Raw genomic sequence first — 18391 nt, 5'->3', positions numbered from 1 at the left:
CCGACTCGGTGCCGACGCTAGTTCTTAGCGGTACGGCGTCCGCGAGTCGCGGCGGCCGGACGCCAGGCCTTCAGCTGTTCATCTGTGAGGCCGTGTTCGCCCTGGGCCATCTGCCGGTCACCCTTGATGAACGCGGCAGGGGAGACGCCGAAGGTCGGGTCGACCTCGTTGTGCCACTGTTCCAGCCAGGGCTGAAGCTCCAGGAGCCCGGCGAGGAACGGCGTCACCTCCTCCGTGCTCATGGCCTCGCGGGTGGCGATATACGTGTCGATGGCGTACGCCTGCTCGCGGTGGTCCCAGCCGGCCCAGCCGTAGAGGTCGGGGGTGGGGACGTTGGCGTTCCCGAACGAGATGAAGCGCTCCTTGGGCACGTCGAGCTTGCCGCGCGCCCGCCAGTAGGAGGGGCGCAGGAAGTCGGCCGAGGTGTACTTCGGCGGCACGGGGATGGAGTCCCGGATCTTCTTCTTGGCAGGCTCGTCGGGGGCGGCGTCCTCCTGACGCTGGAGTTCCCAGACGTGCTCCCAGTCCTCGCGCTTCTTCAGGCCGGAGGGCTTGTAGCGCAGTGCGGAGAGGAACGGCACGTGCTCGTCGGTCATCAACTCGGCGACGACGGTGGGAAGTTCCTTACGAGGAGCGTAGATCTTGGCGACGGAGACGAAGTCCTCATCGCGGGAGAGGGTGTCGGTGAGCCGGGAGAGTGTGACGAGGGTGGGCATGCCGTTCTCGTCGTACCAGTGCTCACGCTTCTCGATCCGATCGAGCAGCCAGGCCCGCAGGGCCTTCTCCTGGAGAGCGTCCCAACCCTCGGTTGCCCAGCGCCGCTTGTACTCGGGGCGCTCGACCATGCCGATGGCCCGGCTCGACTCGATGGCGTCGATCCGCTTCTGGACGACCTCGCGGTAGGCGGCGGGCCAGTGGTCGGGGATCTCCGTGATGGGCGTGGACCCGTGCCGCTTGAACCACTCGTCACTGGCCTCCCCGGCGGCCACGCGCCGCGCGAGCACGATCTCGAATGCCCGCTCACCGAGGTTGAGTTCGGGGATGTCGGGGGAGGCGGGGTCCTCGGAGACGCGGAGGTCATCGGGGTGCAGGTTGTAGAGCGAATAGACCTGCCAATCGAGTTCCTCTTGCAGGGCGATCATGCGGGCGCGCCTAGAGTGCCAGGCGGCGCTGGCCTTGCGGAGTGCAGTGGCTGTGGGGGACGCCTCGGTGACGAGGGTCGAGGGGGTGGTGGCCGAGAGACCTCGTCCCAGGTCGTCCAAGGCAGTTGCTAGCAGGGTGGGGTGAGTCGCAGGGAGAGGGAAGCCCAACATGGGGGTGCTGTTGAACTGGTAGAAGTCATCGAACGGGAGGGTGCTCTGGCGGGCCCCTTTGGAATCGACGGTGCTGCCCATGTTGTGGCTGACCTGCTTCATCCAGAAGCCGGCGGTGGAGCTATTAAGGGTGCCGAGCAGTTGCAGATGCCCCTCCTCGTTCGCTCCATCCCGCAACTTAATCACTGGGGCGGACTTATTGAATACCCGTCCTCCGCGGTCCAGTACGAAGTGATTGTGTGTTGCGACAAAGGAGAAGGAAAGAAGACGAGGTGAGTTGAGTCGATCGCGCTTAGAGAAGGCATAGTCTGACCATGCCATTCCACGCTGTTCCTTTGTCTCACCGAAGTAGAGCGTGCTGCGCAGTATCTTGCGCCCGCGCCACAGCATGCTAGCTTCGATACGTTCGCGTTCTTCAGTTGAAACCCCGACCGGAAAGATGCAGGATGCCGCTGGGTCGCAAACCCAGTCGCGTACTTGGTCACCTTCAACAAATGGGCGCATCGGGGAGACGTTGCGTTCCGCCCAAGTTGCCGTTGGGTGCGGGTAGACGTACAGCTCGTCATCTCCGGTGATCGCGGCCGATCCAATCGCCTCCGCGACAGAACTCAACGGCTGCTGCGATGCGGCCTGCAAGGTTTCAACAGTTTCCAAACTACCATCCGCCAACATCCACGGATGTTGTCCGAAGTATCGGTCTCGATCAAGGTCGCCAATTGATACCCACTTGCTTGGTGCCCCTGGCTCGTCGATGTGCTCGACGATTGCGCGCCAGACGAGCCCATTTTCGGCAACTTTAGGGCTTGACGGCTCGCCAAGAACCCCTCGAATCGTCCGCACAGTGCTGGATCGCCCGCTCCCTCCACGTGGCTTTCCAATCAGCATCACGGTGGGGGTTCCGTGTCCCGGGATGTATGCTCCCGAGGTGTCAATTACCTCTGTCAGTTCTACCTTGTGCGCGAAATAGTCTTCGATGAGTCTTCTTCCGAACTCGCGCTTCATGAATGAGCTAGCAGTGATCTGGCCGACCATGCCGTACCCGAGCCCGCTATCGGCGCCCCCCACCTTCGCCAGCTCGAAGAACCGCTGAGCGAACGGCACCGACAGCGCATACTTCCCCGCGCACGCGTCGTACAGATCCCGGTAAAGCTGATTGAGCCTCTTGTCCTTCACCGTGGGATAAGGCGGATTCCCCACCACCACGTGATACCGCCCCGCCCGCAAAATATCCGGGTGCTCATGCACATCCTCAGTCTCGTACTTGAACTCCGCAAGCTCATCGGCCCCCTCCTCCTCCAGCCCATCGAAGAGGTTGCCCTGCGTGTGCCGATGCTTGATGAGGGAGTCACCCACCGCCAAATGAATCGGCCACTCGTACTTCCCGGCCCCAGCCATAGTGGTCACCCCACTGGCCGCCATAGCCGCAACAAGCAACCGGAACCGCGCAATAGCCACAGCGAACGGATTCAGGTCAACCCCGTGCACCGAATCCAGCGCCGCCCGGACCCGCTCATGAACATCGCGCCCCGGCTGCCCTTCCCCCCACAGCCGAACCAACCGCCGGAACGCCCCCAGCACGAAGTGACCCGACCCACAAGTCGGGTCGATCATCTTCAAGCCCTCGTAGCCGAACTCCCGTACCGCCGGATCCATTGTCCGGTCGAGGATGAACTCCTCGACGAACTCCGGAGTTTGAAGCAGCGCGTACGTCTTACGAGCCGCCTCGCTCAGGTCCTGGTACAGGTCACCCAGGAACCGCGTGTCCCAGCCCCGCGTGCCGTCGCCGTCCTCCTCCAGCGGGTCGGTGAAGTCGTGCACCAGCGCACCCGACTCGTCCCGCCCCCGCCAGAACTCGACCAACTCCCGCGCCCCGTCATGCGACAGCGGGATCTGGTACAGCGGGTTGTGCCGGCGGTCGAACAGCAGCCGACCCGCCTGGCCCGACCCCAGCTCCGCGAACGCCAGCTCAAGCCAGCCCCGGTACGTGGGGTCCTGGGACCTCGACACGTAGTCGTCGAAGCGGGCGAGCGCCAGCTCACGCCGGTCGTCGCCCGGAGCCGTGACGTACGGCTCGGGAATCAGCCCGTTGTCCTCACAGAAGCGTACGAAGACAGTCCCCAGCACCCACGCCACGGCGACCTGCGTGACGCGCTCGTCGAGCCACGAGTTCCACGTCGCCGCCGTACGCCCCAGCTTGCGCGCCTTCTCGTACTCGCCCTTCAGCCGCGAGCCGACCTCCGCGACGGCCTTCACCTGTTTCCCGAGGTCGGTCTCGACCGCCTTGACCTGCTTCTTCAGGTCCTCCAACAGGGCCTTGCGGTCGATCACTTGTCGTCTCCCTCGGTCATTCCCTCACCCGCGCCGGACCGGTGGGAGTTGTTCACCCACGAGTCCGGAAGTTCGATCCACTCGCCCAGGCCGGCCTGGTACGGCACCGCCACCGGCCCGAGCTTCGGTTCGCGCGCCGGGTCGCCCTGCGGCACCAGCAGCCACAGCCCGCGCCCGCCCTGCCGCGCGACCTCGGCCAGCCGGTCCAGGACGCCCATCGCGTCGTACCGCGCGAACACGGCCGCGTCCGTCAGCAGCACAGGACGCAACCCAGCCCCAGCCCCAGCGCCGCCCAGCAGCTCCCGCACCCGCGGCTCCAGCGCGCCCCAAGCCGTACGCGCGTACTCCGCGAACTTCACCGCACCCCGCGAACCCGGCTCCGCCACGTCGGCCTTCAGCAGCGTCTCCCACGTCGGCTTGGTCCCCGGAGGCACCAGCCCGTGCATGGCCTCAAGGAACAGCTCCGTCACCGACACCACCTCGGCCCCGGTCCGGTCCACCCGGCCCAGCTGCTCCACCGCACGCCGGGACAGTCCCGCCCGTACCGTCAGCACCCGGTAGCCGTCCCGGCGCGACGACGCGGCGAGCTGTTCCTCCGCCCGCACCGCCCCCGCCAGCGTCGGGTCGTCGGAGTACCGCGTCACCGCGCCCACGTCCGTCGCATGGCGCCCGGCGCGCGTCGTCACGTAGCTGGACGCGCTGTCCATCCGCGTCGGCAGATAGCGCAGCGTCTTCCCGTCCTCGTGGGTCGAGAGCGCCAGATCGAAGCCTGCCTCCCGCAGCGCCTTGGTGAGGGCACCGTCGGTCGGCAGGTCGTGCGTGAAGGCACCCCGCATGTCGGGGACGACCAGCTCCGGGAAACGCGCCCGTACCCGCTCGTGGACGGCGTCCGGCGTCAGACCCGGCTGGATGCCTTCCCGCATGCCCGGCGTGAGGCGGACCAGGCCGGCCTGCGTCAGTCTCAACGCCCGCACCAGGGACAGGTCCCGCGGGTATATCTCCAGCCGCGGGGTCGCCGCCGCGTTCACCGAGGCCGCCGCCGCCAGTTCCACGAGGCGCCGCTCGTCCCACTCGATCGTGCCCGGCGGCGGAGCCAAGGCTGTCAGCTCGCTGAGCACGGTCGTCGCCGTCGGCAGCGTGTCGAGCTTGGCCAGGTCATCGGCCTTCTTGCCCAGGCGCGTCGCGTAATGCAGCAGACCCGGCGCCGTCGGCGTGTCCGGCGGGTCGCCCGGCGTGCCCGCCTCCTCGTCGGCCTCGCGGACGTCCAGCGCGAGCAGGCCCGCGCCCAGGGACTCCTCCGTCGCCTTGCGGTTGGGCTGGTGCTGGAACTGGGCGGTCTCCGGGTCGAGTTGCTCGACCTCCACGACCGCCCGCACCGCCGCGAGCGCGAGGGCGCGCCGCTGTTCGCGCTCCGCGAGCTGCGTGCCCCGGCGCAACGCCAGCGCGTCCGCGATCTCGGCGGCCGGGGCGACGCGGCCCAGGTCCTCCAGCAGGCCGATGATCTCCGAGCGCAGCGCCCGCACCGCCGGGTGCTTCTTCCAGCGCTTGCGCTCCTCCTTCATCAGCCGCGACACCTGCGGCGCGGACTGGCCGATCCGGTCGGCCACGTCCTTCTGGAACGGCCACACCCCGATGTCGGGCAGCTCGCCGCGTTCGTTGGGCAGACGCAGCAGCAGCCGTACGGTCTCGACCTTGTCGCGGTTGGCGCCGTTGTTGTTCAGCTCCTGGACGAGGATCGTGGCGAGGGCGTCGAGGCTCACCGAGCGCAGGGCCGCGCCGGGCAGGGCGCCGGCCGCCTCGCCGGTCGCCAGTGCTCCGGCGACGGCGGACTCCGCACCCGTCAGCTGCTCCAGCTCCTCCTCGGCCTCGGCCCGGCCTCGCGGCGTCAGCGGTGATACGGGGGCCGCGCGCAGCAACTGGCCCCACTCGCGCTGCCGGCGCTGCAGTTCCGCCCGCGTCTTGGCGCCGAGTCCGGGCGCGTTGAGCAGTTTGCGGCGGCTGTAGTCCAGGAACTGGCCGACGTCCGTGATGTCCAGGCCGTAGAGGAAGGACTCGGCGGCGGGGGAGAGGCCCGCCTGGGACAGGTGCGTCTCCCGGGTGACGTTCTCGGCGAGCTGGTCGCGCTGCTGTTCGGCGGTGAGCGGTTCGGCCTCGGCGATCGCGGCCCGGCCCGCCGGAGTGGGGGCGGTCTCGTCGGCCTTCGCCTCGGGGTGGCGGGAGGGGCGGTGGCTGGACGGCACCGTCTGCGACGCGTCCAGGAAGATCTTCTTCCAGGCGTCCCGCATCGGCTTCAGCTCGGGGAAGCGCTGGGCGGCGTCGCGGCGCAGGGCCTTCTTGAAGAAGGAGGTCAGGCCGTCGGCGATGGGACGCTCGAACGCGTCCGACTCGATCTTCGGGTGCGGGAACTCCGCCTGGTCCGTCTGGCGCGGGAGGACCGAGCCGTCGCCCCACTTGGGCAGTTCGCCCGACGCCATCTGGTGCAGCGTGACCGCGAGTGCGTACCGCTCGGCGTGCGAGTCGTACGCGGTGCGCGTCAGCGTGCCGATGAACGGGTCCAGGTAGCCGTCGGTGCCCGCCTCGTAGTCCTTCGCCGGGTAGCCCGCGAGGGAGAAGTCGATGAGGACCAGTTCGCGGGTGCGGTTCGGGCGGACGCGGATCGCGATGTTGTCCGGCTTGATGTCGCGGTGCCAGACACCCTCGCCCTCCAGGAAGTCGACGGCGCCGAAGAGGTAGTCGCCGTACGCCTCCAGCTGGTCCATGGGCAGGCGGCCCCGCTCGCGCAGCTGGCGCGCGACGGTCTCCTCGCGGCGGCGTGTGCGACTGCCGCCGGACTCGGCCTCCTCGGTCGTCTCCTCCCGCTCGTCACCCACGTACTCCAGCGCCAGGGCCGTGCGTCCGCCGATGCGCAGCGGCTCCGGTTCGACGAGGCGGATCACGCGGGAGTCGGGGCGCAGCCGGCCCATCACCTCGGCCTCGTGGGCCAGGATCTCGCCGCGGCTGTCGGTCAGCGCCACCTTCAGTACGGCGAGCGTGCGCGTCCTGCGGGTCTCCGCTTCCAGGTCGCGGACGAGGAAGGCACGACTGGTGGAGCCGGTGCCCAGGCGGCGCAGGACCTCCCAGCGGCCGGCGAGGACGTCGCCCTTCGCCGCCTCCAAGGGGTCCCTCTCGGGTGCCTCCGGCGTCGCGGGCGGTGCGGTGAGCGCGTCCTCGACGAACTCCAGCATCTCCATGAACTCGTCGACCGTGGACAGGCGTTGCTCGGGGCGGTAGGCGGTGGCCGCCTGTACGAGTTCGTCGATGTCCTCCGACAGGTCGTCCACCAGCGAGCCGGGGCGCAGGCCTTCGCCCGCCTCCAGCCGGGCCAGCAGCTCCGCCTGGCTCGCGGCCGGGGCCTTGCCGGTGACGAGGAGGTACGTGAGGACGCCGAGGCCGTACACGTCCAGGTACACCGGGTCGGCGTTGAGTGCGGTCAGCTCGGGGGCGAGGTACGGGTCCGCGTCGTCGGAGAGGTGCATCGCGGACAGCGCCGTCGGGGCGTACCTCGTCATGCCCTGGCCGGAGCTGCCGGTGCCGCGGTGCGTCGCGATCTGCCAGTCGGAGATCTCCAGACGCGGGCTGAGCCAGGCCGCCTCCTCGCCGACCGCCTTGCCGCGGGGCCCACGGGCGCGTGGAACGACGTGCACGGAGCGGGCGGCCAGCGCGCGGTGGTAGATCCGGCTGGAGTGCGCCGACCGCATCGTCTCCGCCAGCTGCCGCACCAGTGCCATGCGGCCGAGGACGTCGAGCCTGCCGCCGTACTGGAGCAGGTACTCGTCCAGGCGCAGCGTCTGCGGGTGGTAGTCGAAGATCAGGGCCGGGCCCGCGGAGTGGCCCGACGGGTCGTACTGCTTGAGCTGGACGACGCCGGTGTGCTTGAAGCGCCGCAGGACCGCCGCCTCGCGCCGCGCCGCGTTCTCCACGGACTGCCGTACGGACGCCTCGGAGCCGCGCTCGCGCAGGTAGATGCGTACGCGGGCGGTCTCCGGCAGCTCGCTGTGCCGGGCCGAGTAGTCGGCCCAGGTCCGGCCGGTGTCAAAGGCCTTGCGCTCCAGCAGGTAGGGGCCGACCTTGTACTCGGCGTCGCTGCGCCGGATGCCGACCCGCTCCAGCGCGGCCTTGACCTCGCGGGAGTCGATCGCGGTGATGCGCTGGCGCGCGTCGCGCGGCGGCTGCTTCAGCATCGCCACCAGGTCGTCGATTTTATGGACGCCGTTCTGGTCGTGGGCCGGGAGACGGACGCGCAGCGATCCTTCGGTGAAGCACACGGCCTCGCCGACCCACACCCGCTTGCCGTTCCTGCCGAGCAGGCCGGCGAGCTCCTTCGCCTTCTTGTTGACCAGGTGCAGGGGGTTGCCGTGCGGGCGGCGGTGACCACGGGGCGTGGTCTGCACCCAGGTGCCGTTCTCGCCCGCGACCGAGCCGTGCCAGTTCTTGAGCTCGATCATGTAGACGCCGCCCGGGGCGACGACGAGGAGGTCGACCTCGCGGACGTGTCCGGTGTTCGCGGTGAAGGTGAAGTTCGACCACGCACGCCACGGGTCGGAGTCGGGCAGCTTCTCCCGGATGGCCTCCAGTCCCCGGCGCTCGTGATCGAACTCGGAGACGGTGACCGTGGTCCACCGGCCGTCCCGCATGCTCTGCCCCACCTCTTGAACGTAGTGAACGGCCCCCCTGGCCGACCGTCTGCCCGCTCTGCCGCTCAGAGGGTGATGGTGTGGTGAAATCCTAGCGGTGGGGTCTGACGCCGGGATGAGTCATGACGTCGAGGCTGTGAGCAACTTGGAGTCGAAATAAAGGGTTATGCCCAGTTCAGGGGTCAATGTTCCGCACTCCAGGTGGGCCGTGGATGTCGCGGTCGGGATGCTTGAACCGCAGTGACCGGACGGCCGCCTCCAACGCCGCGAAGCTCGGCTTGCCGCCCGCCGTGCGCGGAGGGCGCCCGTTCCAGGCGAGGTTGGATCCGTCGATGACGAGCGGCGGCACGGTCGCGCTCGCGCCGGCAGGCAGGGGTGAAGAACGCGGCGGGGCGGGCTTGGGCGCACCCGGGTCCGGGTGCAGCACAGCGAGTTTCGAACCGAAAGGACTGGCGAGTGCTTTTCCCCGAAAGTCGAGGGGGCCTGTGGTCCAGGGCGGTCGTTGCCGCGTGCCTGTACCTTGCCACGTTGTTCTGGTTGGCCTTGAGTCTTCCGTTCGTGGGCGAGGAAATCGGACCCACGAGTGACCCCGACGACGTTGCGGGGGCCAACTTCATCCTCTTGTTCGCCGCCGTCTTTCTGCTGGCCGCCGCCGTGGTGTCCCGCAGGTGGAAGGCCGCCTGGGGAGTGTCCCTGAGTCTTCTGGTTGTGCTCATCGTGGTCTGGACCCAGGTTCCTTCCCTGATCGAGCACTGGAATTTCGAGGGTCCGCGCCGGTTCTGAGCGAACGGCACGTCCGTGCAGGTATACCTGGGTCTTCGCGTAGCCCGGGCCGCTCTGGGAACAGCTCCGTTCCGGCCCAAAGTCCCCGAGAAGTCCCACAGGGCCGCTACGCCCGTTCCCGACCCGCATGTGCGCAGGTCAGGCCGGGCGCGGCGGCTATCTGTCAGAGAGCGCTCAGATGTCCCGGAAGATCTCGATCTGCGCCCCGATCGAGTTCAGGCGCTCGGCGAGGTCCTCGTAACCGCGGTTGATCACATACACGTTGCGGAGCACGGACGTGCCCTCGGCCGCCATCATGGCCAGCAGGACGACCACGGCCGGCCGCAGCGCGGGCGGGCACATCATCTCGGCGGCGCGCCAGCGGGTCGGGCCCTCGACCAGGACGCGGTGCGGGTCGAGCAACTGCAGGCGTCCGCCGAGGCGGTTGAGGTCAGTCAGATAGATGGCCCGGTTGTCGTAGACCCAGTCGTGGATCAGCGTCTTGCCCTGCGCGGAGGCCGCGATGGCCGCGAAGAACGGGACGTTGTCGATGTTCAGGCCCGGGAACGGCATCGGGTGGATCTTGTCGATCGGCGCCTCCAGCTTGGAGGGCCGCACGGTCAGGTCCACCAGCCGCGTACGCCCGTTGTCCGCGAAGTACTCCGGCGTACGGTCGTGGTCGAGGCCCATCTCCTCCAGGACCGCGAGCTCGATCTCCAGGAACTCGATCGGCACCCGACGCACCGTCAGTTCCGACTCGGTGACCACGGCGGCGGCGAGCAGGCTCATCGCCTCGACCGGGTCCTCGGACGGCGAGTAGTCCACGTCGACGTCGATGTTCGGTACGCCGTGCACGGTGAGCGTGGTCGTGCCGATGCCCTCGACCCGTACGCCCAGGGCCTCCAGGAAGAAACACAGGTCCTGGACCATGTAGTTGGAGGACGCGTTGCGGATGACGGTCACGCCGTCGTGGCGGGCGGCGGCCAGGAGCGCGTTCTCGGTGACGGTGTCCCCGCGTTCGGTCAGCACGATCGGGCGGCCGGGGGCGACCGCGCGGTCCACCTGGGCGTGGTAGTGCCCCTCGGTGGCGGCGATGTCGAGCCCGAACCGGCGCAGCGCGATCATGTGCGGCTCGACGGTCCTGGTCCCCAGGTCGCAACCGCCCGCGTACGGCAGCTTGAAGGCGTCCATACGGTGCAGCAGCGGGCCGAGGAACATGATGATCGAGCGGGTACGGCGGGCCGCCTCCGCGTCGATCGCCTCCATCTCCAGCTCGCTCGGGGGCACGATCTCCAAGTCGACGCCGTCGTTGATCCACCGGGTGCGCACCCCGATCGAACCGAGCACCTCCAGAAGCCGGTACACCTCTTCGATACGGGCGACGCGACGCAGCACCGTGCGCCCCTTGTTGAGCAGCGTCGCGCACAGCAGCGCCACGCCCGCGTTCTTGCTCGTCTTGACGTCGATCGAGCCGGACAGACGACGTCCGCCGACGACGCGCAGATGCATCGGGCCCGCATAGCCGAGCGAGACGATTTCGCTGTCCAGGGCTTCACCGATTCGGGCGATCATCTCAAGGCTGATGTTCTGGTTGCCGCGCTCGATGCGATTGACGGCGCTCTGGCTGGTGCCGAGCGCCTCGGCAAGCTGCGACTGTGTCCAGCGCCGGTGCTGCCGGGCGTCACGGATGAGCTTGCCGATGCGTACGAGGTAGTCATCTGCCATGGCGCGACCGTATATCGGATGTGAGATAAAGAAAAGTGGAGCAGGTCCTTCCGGGTGCGGGAGCGTCAGGGCGGGCCGGTCACAGGGGAGTTCGGGCGCTGTGTTCGAGGAGTGCCGCGACGGTGGCGGTGCAACCAGGGTGCAGCCCATTGAGGTCGCCGCCGGCTAGTGCCGTGAAAGGACTCCCTCATGACGGTTCGTCGGTGTTGAGAGTTTTTGTCACCAATTTGTCCACTTCGTCCGTAGTCTCACGCGCGGCGACGCGGACGGTCTCGGTGAGTTCGCGACGCCTGTTCATGTGCTTTGAGTAGTACGTCCCCATCGCGCGCATATGGCAGCTCGAGGAATCGCTCCCCCTCGTTGAGCGCCTCGGACTGCGGCCAGGGCGAGAGGGGGTCAACTCCTGGCGCAGATCGCGTTCTTCGGCATGCGTGAGCTCGGGTGCGACCGGGGCAGGCTTCAACCGGGCCTCCGTTGCCGCGAGTTCACCCGCTTCCTGGCGGTCCGGCTCCTCCGGGTTCGGCCGGGGCCAGCCCCCTGCGCGGCCACCTGGATCAGTTCGGCGAGCGTCCCGGCGTACGTCTCCATAAGGCGCAGCGCAGCCGTCCATCCGTCCGGGTGGCCCGCCAGGTGCTCCCGTACGAGCCCGGCGGTGTGCCGGCGGACTCGCGCGGGCCCGGTGCCACCCTGGGGAGTGTGCCGAAGCAGCTGGATTCGCCTCGATGGGATGACAGGCGACAAGGAGGCCGGGCATGACCAGCCCGCCCCCATGTACTAGAGTTATCTCGACATCGAGATATCTGCCGAGGTGCACCGCAGCCGCCACCCCGGTAAGGGTTACCTAACTTAGCCTTACCTTAGCGGATAGGCCCAAACGTCGTGGCGGCAGGATTGCGGTGGTACGCGCACATCAATGAAGGAGACTGTCGTGTCGGCGAACAGCTTCGACGCCCGCAGCACGCTGCAGGTCGGCGACGAGTCGTACGAGATCTTCCGGCTGGACAAGGTGGAAGGCTCGGCTCGCCTTCCGTACAGCCTGAAGGTGCTGCTGGAGAACCTGCTCCGCACCGAGGACGGCGCGAACATCACCGCCGACCACATCCGAGCCCTGGGCACCTGGGACTCGCAGGCCCAGCCCAGCCAGGAGATCCAGTTCACGCCCGCCCGCGTGATCATGCAGGACTTCACCGGCGTGCCCTGCGTCGTCGACCTCGCCACCATGCGCGAGGCCGTCAAGGCGCTCGGCGGCGACGCGGCGAAGATCAACCCGCTGGCTCCGGCCGAGCTGGTCATCGATCACTCCGTCATCGCCGACAAGTTCGGCACGAACGACGCCTTCAAGGTGAACGTCGACCTCGAGTACGGCCGCAACAAGGAGCGCTACCAGTTCCTGCGCTGGGGCCAGACCGCCTTCGACGAGTTCAAGGTCGTCCCGCCGGGCACCGGCATCGTCCACCAGGTGAACATCGAGCACCTGGCCCGTGTCGTCATGGTCCGCGACGGCAAGGCGTACCCCGACACCCTGGTCGGCACCGACTCGCACACCACCATGGTCAACGGCCTCGGCGTCCTCGGCTGGGGCGTCGGCGGCATCGAGGCCGAGGCCGCGATGCTCGGCCAGCCGGTGTCCATGCTCATCCCGCGCGTCGTCGGCTTCAAGCTGACCGGTGAGCTCACGCCCGGCACCACCGCCACCGACCTTGTGCTGACCATCACCGAGATGCTCCGCAAGCATGGCGTCGTCGGCAAGTTCGTCGAGTTCTACGGCGAGGGTGTGGCCGCCACGAGCCTCGCGAACCGCGCCACCATCGGCAACATGTCGCCGGAGTTCGGCTCCACCGCCGCGATCTTCCCGATCGACGACGAGACCCTGAAGTACCTGCGCCTGACTGGTCGCAGCGAGCAGCAGGTCGCGCTCGTCGAGGCGTACGCCAAGGAGCAGGGCCTCTGGCTGGACCCGGCCGCCGAGCCCGACTTCTCGGAGAAGCTCGAGCTGGACCTGTCGACGGTCGTCCCGTCCATCGCCGGCCCGAAGCGCCCGCAGGACCGCATCGTCCTCGCGAACGCCGCCGAGCAGTTCAAGAAGGACGTCCTCAACTACGTCACGACCACCTCCGACGAGGCGGGCGAGGAGTCCTTCCCGGCCTCCGACTCCCCGGCCATCCACCCCAACGGCGGTCCGTCCAACCCGGTCACGGTCACCGCTCCCGACGGCACGATGTACACCCTCGACCACGGTGCGGTGACGGTCGCGGCCATCACCTCCTGCACCAACACGTCGAACCCGTACGTCATGGTCGCCGCGGCGCTCGTCGCCAAGAAGGCCGTGGAGAAGGGCCTGACCCGCAAGCCGTGGGTCAAGACCACCCTCGCCCCGGGCTCCAAGGTCGTCACCGACTACTTCGACAAGGCGGGCCTGACCCCGTACCTCGACAAGGTCGGCTTCAACCTCGTCGGCTACGGCTGCACCACCTGCATCGGCAACTCCGGCCCGCTGCCGGACGAGGTCTCCAAGGCCGTCAACGACCACGACCTCGCGGTCACCTCGGTCCTCTCCGGCAACCGGAACTTCGAGGGCCGTATCAACCCCGACGTCAAGATGAACTACCTGGCTTCCCCGCCGCTGGTCGTGGCGTACGCCCTCGCGGGTTCCATGAAGGTGGACATCACCAAGGACGCCCTCGGCATCGACCAGGACGGCAAGCCGGTCCACCTGGCCGACATCTGGCCGACCGAGGCCGAGGTCAACGACGTCGTCGCCAACGCCATCGGCGAGGACATGTTCGCCAAGTCCTACGCGGACGTCTTCGCCGGCGACGCCCAGTGGCAGGCGCTGCCGATCCCGACCGGCAACACCTTCGAGTGGGACGCCGAGTCGACGTACGTCCGCAAGCCCCCGTACTTCGAGGGCATGACGATGGAGACCACCCCGGTCTCGGACATCGCCGGCGCCCGCGTCCTCGCCAAGCTGGGCGACTCGGTCACCACCGACCACATCTCCCCGGCCGGTGCGATCAAGGCCGACACCCCGGCCGGCAAGTACCTCACCGAGCACGGTGTGGAGCGTCGTGACTTCAATTCCTACGGCTCGCGCCGAGGCAACCACGAGGTCATGATCCGCGGCACGTTCGCCAACATCCGCCTGCGCAACCAGATCGCACCGGGCACCGAGGGCGGCTACACCCGCGACTTCACGAAGGAAGGCGCCCCCGTCTCCTTCATCTACGACGCCTCGCGCAACTACATCGAGCAGGGCACCCCGCTGGTCGTGCTGGCCGGCAAGGAGTACGGCTCCGGCTCGTCCCGCGACTGGGCCGCCAAGGGCACCGCGCTCCTCGGCGTCAAGGCCGTCATCGCCGAGTCGTACGAGCGCATCCACCGCTCGAACCTCATCGGCATGGGCGTGCTGCCGCTGCAGTTCCCGGAGGGCGCCTCCGCCGAGGCCCTCGGCCTCACCGGCGAGGAGACCTTCTCCATCACCGGCGTCACCGAGCTGAACGACGGCACCACCCCGCGCACGGTGAAGGTCACCACCGACACCGGCGTCGAGTTCGACGCGGTCGTCCGCATCGACACCCCCGGCGAGGCGGACTACTACCGCAACGGCGGCATCATGCAGTACGTGCTGCGCAACCTGATCCGCAAGTGATGTGCCCCTTGGCGTGACTGCCCAGGGTTCTGGCCGCCGCCCGTCACCGGGTGGCGGCCAGTTCCGCATGCGTCCGAGTGCCGGCCACGTGGGCGCGGCCCTTCATGAATCCCCGGTTCCACTGTGGCAATCGGCCGTGGTGTTCTGCTGGAAGTGACCGGCGCAGGGCCCGGCCCGCCGGGGCCTCGAGTCCTCGCCGGTCCCAGGAGCGGCACGCACCGCACCGGAGGTGGACAGCATGCCCGGTCCCGGCTCCGGAGCCCTTCATGACGGACTGGTCAGGGCCGCCCGTGCCGCGGGTGTGCGGGACGAGCGCCTGCTGAAGGCGATCCGTGACACGCCGCGGGCCCGGTTCGTGCCGGAGTCCCACCTCGCGTCGGCCTACTGGGATACGCCGATTCCCCTCAGCCACGGACAGGTGACGACACAGCCCTCGCTCGTGGCCCTCATGGTCGACGCACTGGCCCTGACCGGCAGCGAAACCGTCCTGGAGATCGGCACCGGCCACGGCTATCAGACCGCCCTCCTGGCCCGCCTCGCCGCCCACGTCGTCAGCATCGAGCGATGGCCGGACATGGCCCGACAGGCGCGGGACAACCTGGCTGCGGAAGGCGCCGAGAACGTCGAGCTCGTCGTCGGCGACGGCACCCTGGGCCTGCCGGGCCGCGCCCCCTATGACGCCGTCATCGTCTGCGCCGCCCACCCCGAGGTACCGCCGCCGCTTGTCGCGCAGCTGCGCGCCGGCGGCCGACTGGTTCAGCCGATCGGGCCCGGCGGGGCGGAGGACGTCGAGCTGTACGAGCGGTCGGAGCACGGATTCGTACGTGTCGGGCTCGTCGTACCGGCCCGGTTCGTCCGGCTGTACGGCACCTACGGATTCCCGTCCGAGGTGCCGCTCGGCGATGCGGGGTGACGGGGCGACGGCGGATCACGCGGGAGCCTGCGGCCCGCCTGCCTCTCCGCCCGGCACGGCGTCCGTGGCCTCCGGAAGGACCAGTTCGGCCCAGATCACCTTGCCCTGCGGCGTGTACCGGGTGCCCCAGCGCTCGGTCATCTGTGAGACCAGGAACAGACCCCGGCCTCCCTCGTCGGTCGTCGCGGCGTAGCGCAGATGCGGCGAGGTGCTGCTGCCGTCGGCCACCTCGCAGATCAGCGTGCGGTCGCGGATCAGCCGTACGTGGATCGGATCGGAGCCGTAGCGGATGGCGTTGGTGATGAGCTCGCTCAGGACGAGTTCCATGCAGAAGACGAGTTCGGACAGGCCCCACTCCTTGAGTTTTCCGGACACGGCGAAGCGCATCCGTGACACGGCGGCCGGATCGCGCGGCACGTCCCAGTCGGCGACCTGGCCGGGCGGCAGCGCCCGCGTGCGCGCGATGAGCAGAGCGACGTCGTCCTTGGGGCGCTCCGGCAGCAGTTCGTCCAGTACCGCCCGGCAGCTCTCCTCCGGCGGCCGGTCGGGATGGCCCGCCAGCGCCTGGCGCAGCAGCTCCATTCCCACGTCCAGGTCGCGCGTACGGTCCTCGATCAGGCCGTCGGTGTACAGGACGAGCTGAGTGCCCTCCGCGAGGTCCAGTTCCGCCGTCTGGAACGGCATGCCGCCGAGCCCGAGCGGCGGCCCGGTCGGCACATCGGGGAACGTGACGCTTCCGTCGGGCTGGACCAGCGCGGGCGCCAGGTGCCCCGCGCGTGCCATGGCGCAGCGGCGCGTCACGGGGTCGTAGATCGCGTACACGCAGGTGACCCCCACGATCTCCGCGGACGCCTCCGCGCTCGCCTCGTCCTGGTCGATGCGGCCGACCAGGTCGTCCAGATGGCTCAGCAGCTCGTCGGGCGGCAGGTCGAGCGTGGAGAAGTTGTGCACCGCGGTCCGCAGCCGCCCCATCGTCGCGGCGGCGTGGAGGCCGTGGCCGACCACGTCGCCGACGGTCAGCGCCACCCGGCTGCCCGGCAGGGGAATCACGTCGAACCAGTCTCCGCTCACGCCCGACTGCGCGGGGAGGTAGCGGTAGGCGACGTCGAGGGCGCTCTGCTCCGGCAGGGCCCGGGGCAACAGGCTGCGCTGGAGGGTGACCGCCAGGGCGTGCTCGCGGGTGTACCGGCGGGCGTTGTCGATGCTGACCGCGGCACGGGCCACCAGCTCCTCCGCGAGCGACAGCTCCTCCTCGTCGAAGGGGTCGTGCGGCTTGGAACGCCAGAAGTTGGCCAGGCCCAGCACGACACCGCGGGCCTGGAGCGGGGCGGCGATGAGCGAGTGAATGCCGTAGTCGGTGATCGCCTGGGTGCGCTCCGGGTCCTGTGCGTACCAGCCCGCCGCGCTCGACAGGTCGGTCACCAGCTCGGGGCGGCCGGTGGCGTAGCCGTGTCCTTGGGGCGTGGACGGCGGGAAGTCGATCAGCCTGCCCTTCTCGTAGAGCGGGTGGTCGTCGCGGATGCCGCACACGGCGATGCGCCGCAGGGCCGTCGCCGTGCGGGCCGGCTCCTCGCCGCGCACCACGTCGTCGGCCAGGTCGACGGTGGCGAAGTCGGCGAAGCGGGGGACGGCGACCTGCGCCAGCTCGTCGGCCGTGCGGATCACGTCGAGGGTGGTGCCGACGCTCATTCCCGCGTCGTACAGCAGCTTGAGCCGCTCACGTGCGACTTTCGCCGTGCCGGACACCGCCTGGAGCTCGGTGGAGTCACGGAGCGTCACCACGGTTCCCTCGGGGCCGCCGTCGCGGTCCGTGGGCCGCTGGTTGACCGCCAGCAGCCGTTCCCCGGCGAAGTGCACCTCGTCGGAGGCCTCGCGCCCGGAGGCGAGCAGCTCCACCATGTCGGGGTCGAGGCCGGACAGCTCCCACACGCGCCGCCCCTCGGCGTCAGGGGACAGCTCCAGCAGCCGTCTGGCCTCGTCGTTGACCAGCAGCAGCCGCCCGCCGTCACCCAGGATGAGCACCCCTTCCCGTACGGAGTGGAGCACCGCGTCGTGGTGCTCGTACATGCGGGTCATCTCGGCCGGGGCCAGGCTGTGGGTCTGCCGTCGCAGCCGCCTGCCCACCAGCGCCGTCCCGCCGGTGGCCAGCGCGAGCGCACCGGCGCCGGCGGCAAGGATGATCGGCAGTTGCTGGTACACCTGCTGGGTCACGTTCTCGACCTTCAGCCCGGCGGAGACAAGGGCCACCACCGTGCCGTCGGCGTTCCTGACGGGAACGGTGGACTGCACCTCCTGGCCGAGCGGGCCGATGACGCTTTCGGTGTACGCCTTCCCCGCCAGCGGCGGGCCCAGCTCGCCCACGAACCGCTTTCCGATCAGGCCCGGCAGGGGATGGGTGTAGCGGATGCCCTTGGTGTCCATGACCACGATGAAGTCGACGCCCGCGGACTGGCGCGCCGTCTCGGTGAGTGGCTGGAGCTCTTTCGAGGGGTCGGGGGCCCGCAGCGCCGCCAGGACGCCCGGAGAGTTCGCGAACGTCTGTGCGACGGCCATGGAGCGGCTTCTGGCCTCGGCGTTGCTGTCCCGCTGCGACTGCAGAACCAGGGCGAAGACGCCACAGGCCACGAGCAGCACGACCAGCGCCACCTGCAGCACGAGCACCTGCCCGGCGACGCTTCGGGGGCTTTTGCCGTGCAGCGGGCGCAGGAAGATGCGCCTAAAGCGGGCGAATCGGTCCGGCATGCGCCATTTGTAGCATTGGTGATCCCTGGTGGCCATGGCCCAGTCCAAGCGCTGGACAGCATTGCTCGCTTCTGACTCGCATGGCGCATAGCTTTCATTGGCCCCTTGCGTCGCAGAAGACCCTTGCGTCGCACAAGCCTTGCATCATAAGCACCGTGCGTGCGTCACAGAAGTACCCTGCGTCACAGAAATACCGTGCGTCACAGAGCCATCGCCGGCACCGGATCCGCTGGCCGGCTGCCCCACCCACGAACGCAAGGCGGGCCCGGAGTCTCCTCCGGGCCCG

General features: G+C 69.0%; 8 protein-coding genes. 3 read left to right on the top strand and 5 right to left on the bottom strand.

The features are described from left to right. Positions 1-17: 17 nt before the first annotated feature. The 3 genes from pglX to C4B68_RS41300 form a co-directional block, all read right to left on the bottom strand. Positions 18-3641, bottom strand: a complete 3624-nt coding sequence (gene pglX / locus C4B68_RS09495) for a BREX-2 system adenine-specific DNA-methyltransferase PglX (RefSeq protein WP_099498941.1) — start codon at positions 3639-3641, stop codon at positions 18-20. Further along, positions 3638-8314 carry a BREX system serine/threonine kinase PglW gene (pglW, locus tag C4B68_RS09490; protein ID WP_099498940.1) on the bottom strand — a complete coding sequence of 1559 codons (4677 nt, stop codon included), beginning with the start codon at positions 8312-8314 and terminating at the stop codon, positions 3638-3640. Before pglW ends, pglX begins: the two co-directional genes overlap by 4 nt. Before the next feature lie 175 nt (positions 8315-8489). Continuing rightward, entirely contained in the window at positions 8490-8741 is a 252-nt protein-coding gene (locus C4B68_RS41300) for a hypothetical protein (protein WP_143674233.1), read from the bottom strand. Between the two features lie 131 nt (positions 8742-8872). On the opposite strand from C4B68_RS41300, the gene C4B68_RS09485 reads away from it, so the two are divergent. After that, positions 8873-9097 carry a hypothetical protein gene (locus C4B68_RS09485; RefSeq protein WP_240634269.1) on the top strand — a complete coding sequence of 75 codons (225 nt, stop codon included), beginning with the start codon at positions 8873-8875 and terminating at the stop codon, positions 9095-9097. Positions 9098-9271: 174 nt separating this feature from the next. Here the strand turns inward: C4B68_RS09485 and C4B68_RS09480 are convergent, their stop codons facing one another. Then, complete coding sequence (locus C4B68_RS09480) at positions 9272-10801, bottom strand: helix-turn-helix domain-containing protein (RefSeq protein ID WP_099498939.1); 1530 nt, start codon at positions 10799-10801, stop codon at positions 9272-9274. A 928-nt stretch (positions 10802-11729) separates the two neighbouring features. On the opposite strand from C4B68_RS09480, the gene acnA reads away from it, so the two are divergent. Both acnA and C4B68_RS09470 read left to right on the top strand, forming a co-directional pair. Beyond that, on the top strand, positions 11730-14450 hold the full coding sequence (gene acnA / locus C4B68_RS09475; RefSeq protein WP_099499051.1) for an aconitate hydratase AcnA: 2721 nt from the start codon (positions 11730-11732) through the stop codon (positions 14448-14450). A gap of 238 nt (positions 14451-14688) precedes the next feature. Continuing rightward, a complete protein-coding gene (locus C4B68_RS09470) occupies positions 14689-15363 on the top strand; it encodes a protein-L-isoaspartate(D-aspartate) O-methyltransferase (RefSeq protein WP_099499050.1) in 675 nt (224 codons plus the stop codon). A gap of 15 nt (positions 15364-15378) precedes the next feature. Here the strand turns inward: C4B68_RS09470 and C4B68_RS09465 are convergent, their stop codons facing one another. Beyond that, positions 15379-18105: a SpoIIE family protein phosphatase gene (locus C4B68_RS09465; RefSeq protein WP_099498938.1), complete on the bottom strand. Its 2727-nt coding sequence runs from the start codon at positions 18103-18105 to the stop codon at positions 15379-15381. Positions 18106-18391: the final 286 nt, after the last annotated feature.

This window comes from Streptomyces dengpaensis (assembly GCF_002946835.1).
GTDB classification, from domain to species: domain Bacteria; phylum Actinomycetota; class Actinomycetes; order Streptomycetales; family Streptomycetaceae; genus Streptomyces; species Streptomyces dengpaensis.
The sequence above is the reverse complement of the archived record's forward strand: the minus strand, read 5'-3'. Positions and strand labels throughout refer to the sequence as shown.

Bases quoted from the DNA above. Each gene is read 5' to 3' on its own strand.
- C4B68_RS09480 (WP_099498939.1), bottom strand. From the start codon at position 10,801: ATGGCAGATGACTACCTCGTACGCATCGGCAAGCTCATCCGTGACGCC.
- C4B68_RS09465 (WP_099498938.1), bottom strand. From the start codon at position 18,105: ATGCCGGACCGATTCGCCCGCTTTAGGCGCATCTTCCTGCGCCCGCTG.
- C4B68_RS09470 (WP_099499050.1), top strand. From the start codon at position 14,689: ATGCCCGGTCCCGGCTCCGGAGCCCTTCATGACGGACTGGTCAGGGCC.
- pglW (WP_099498940.1), bottom strand. From the start codon at position 8,314: ATGCGGGACGGCCGGTGGACCACGGTCACCGTCTCCGAGTTCGATCAC.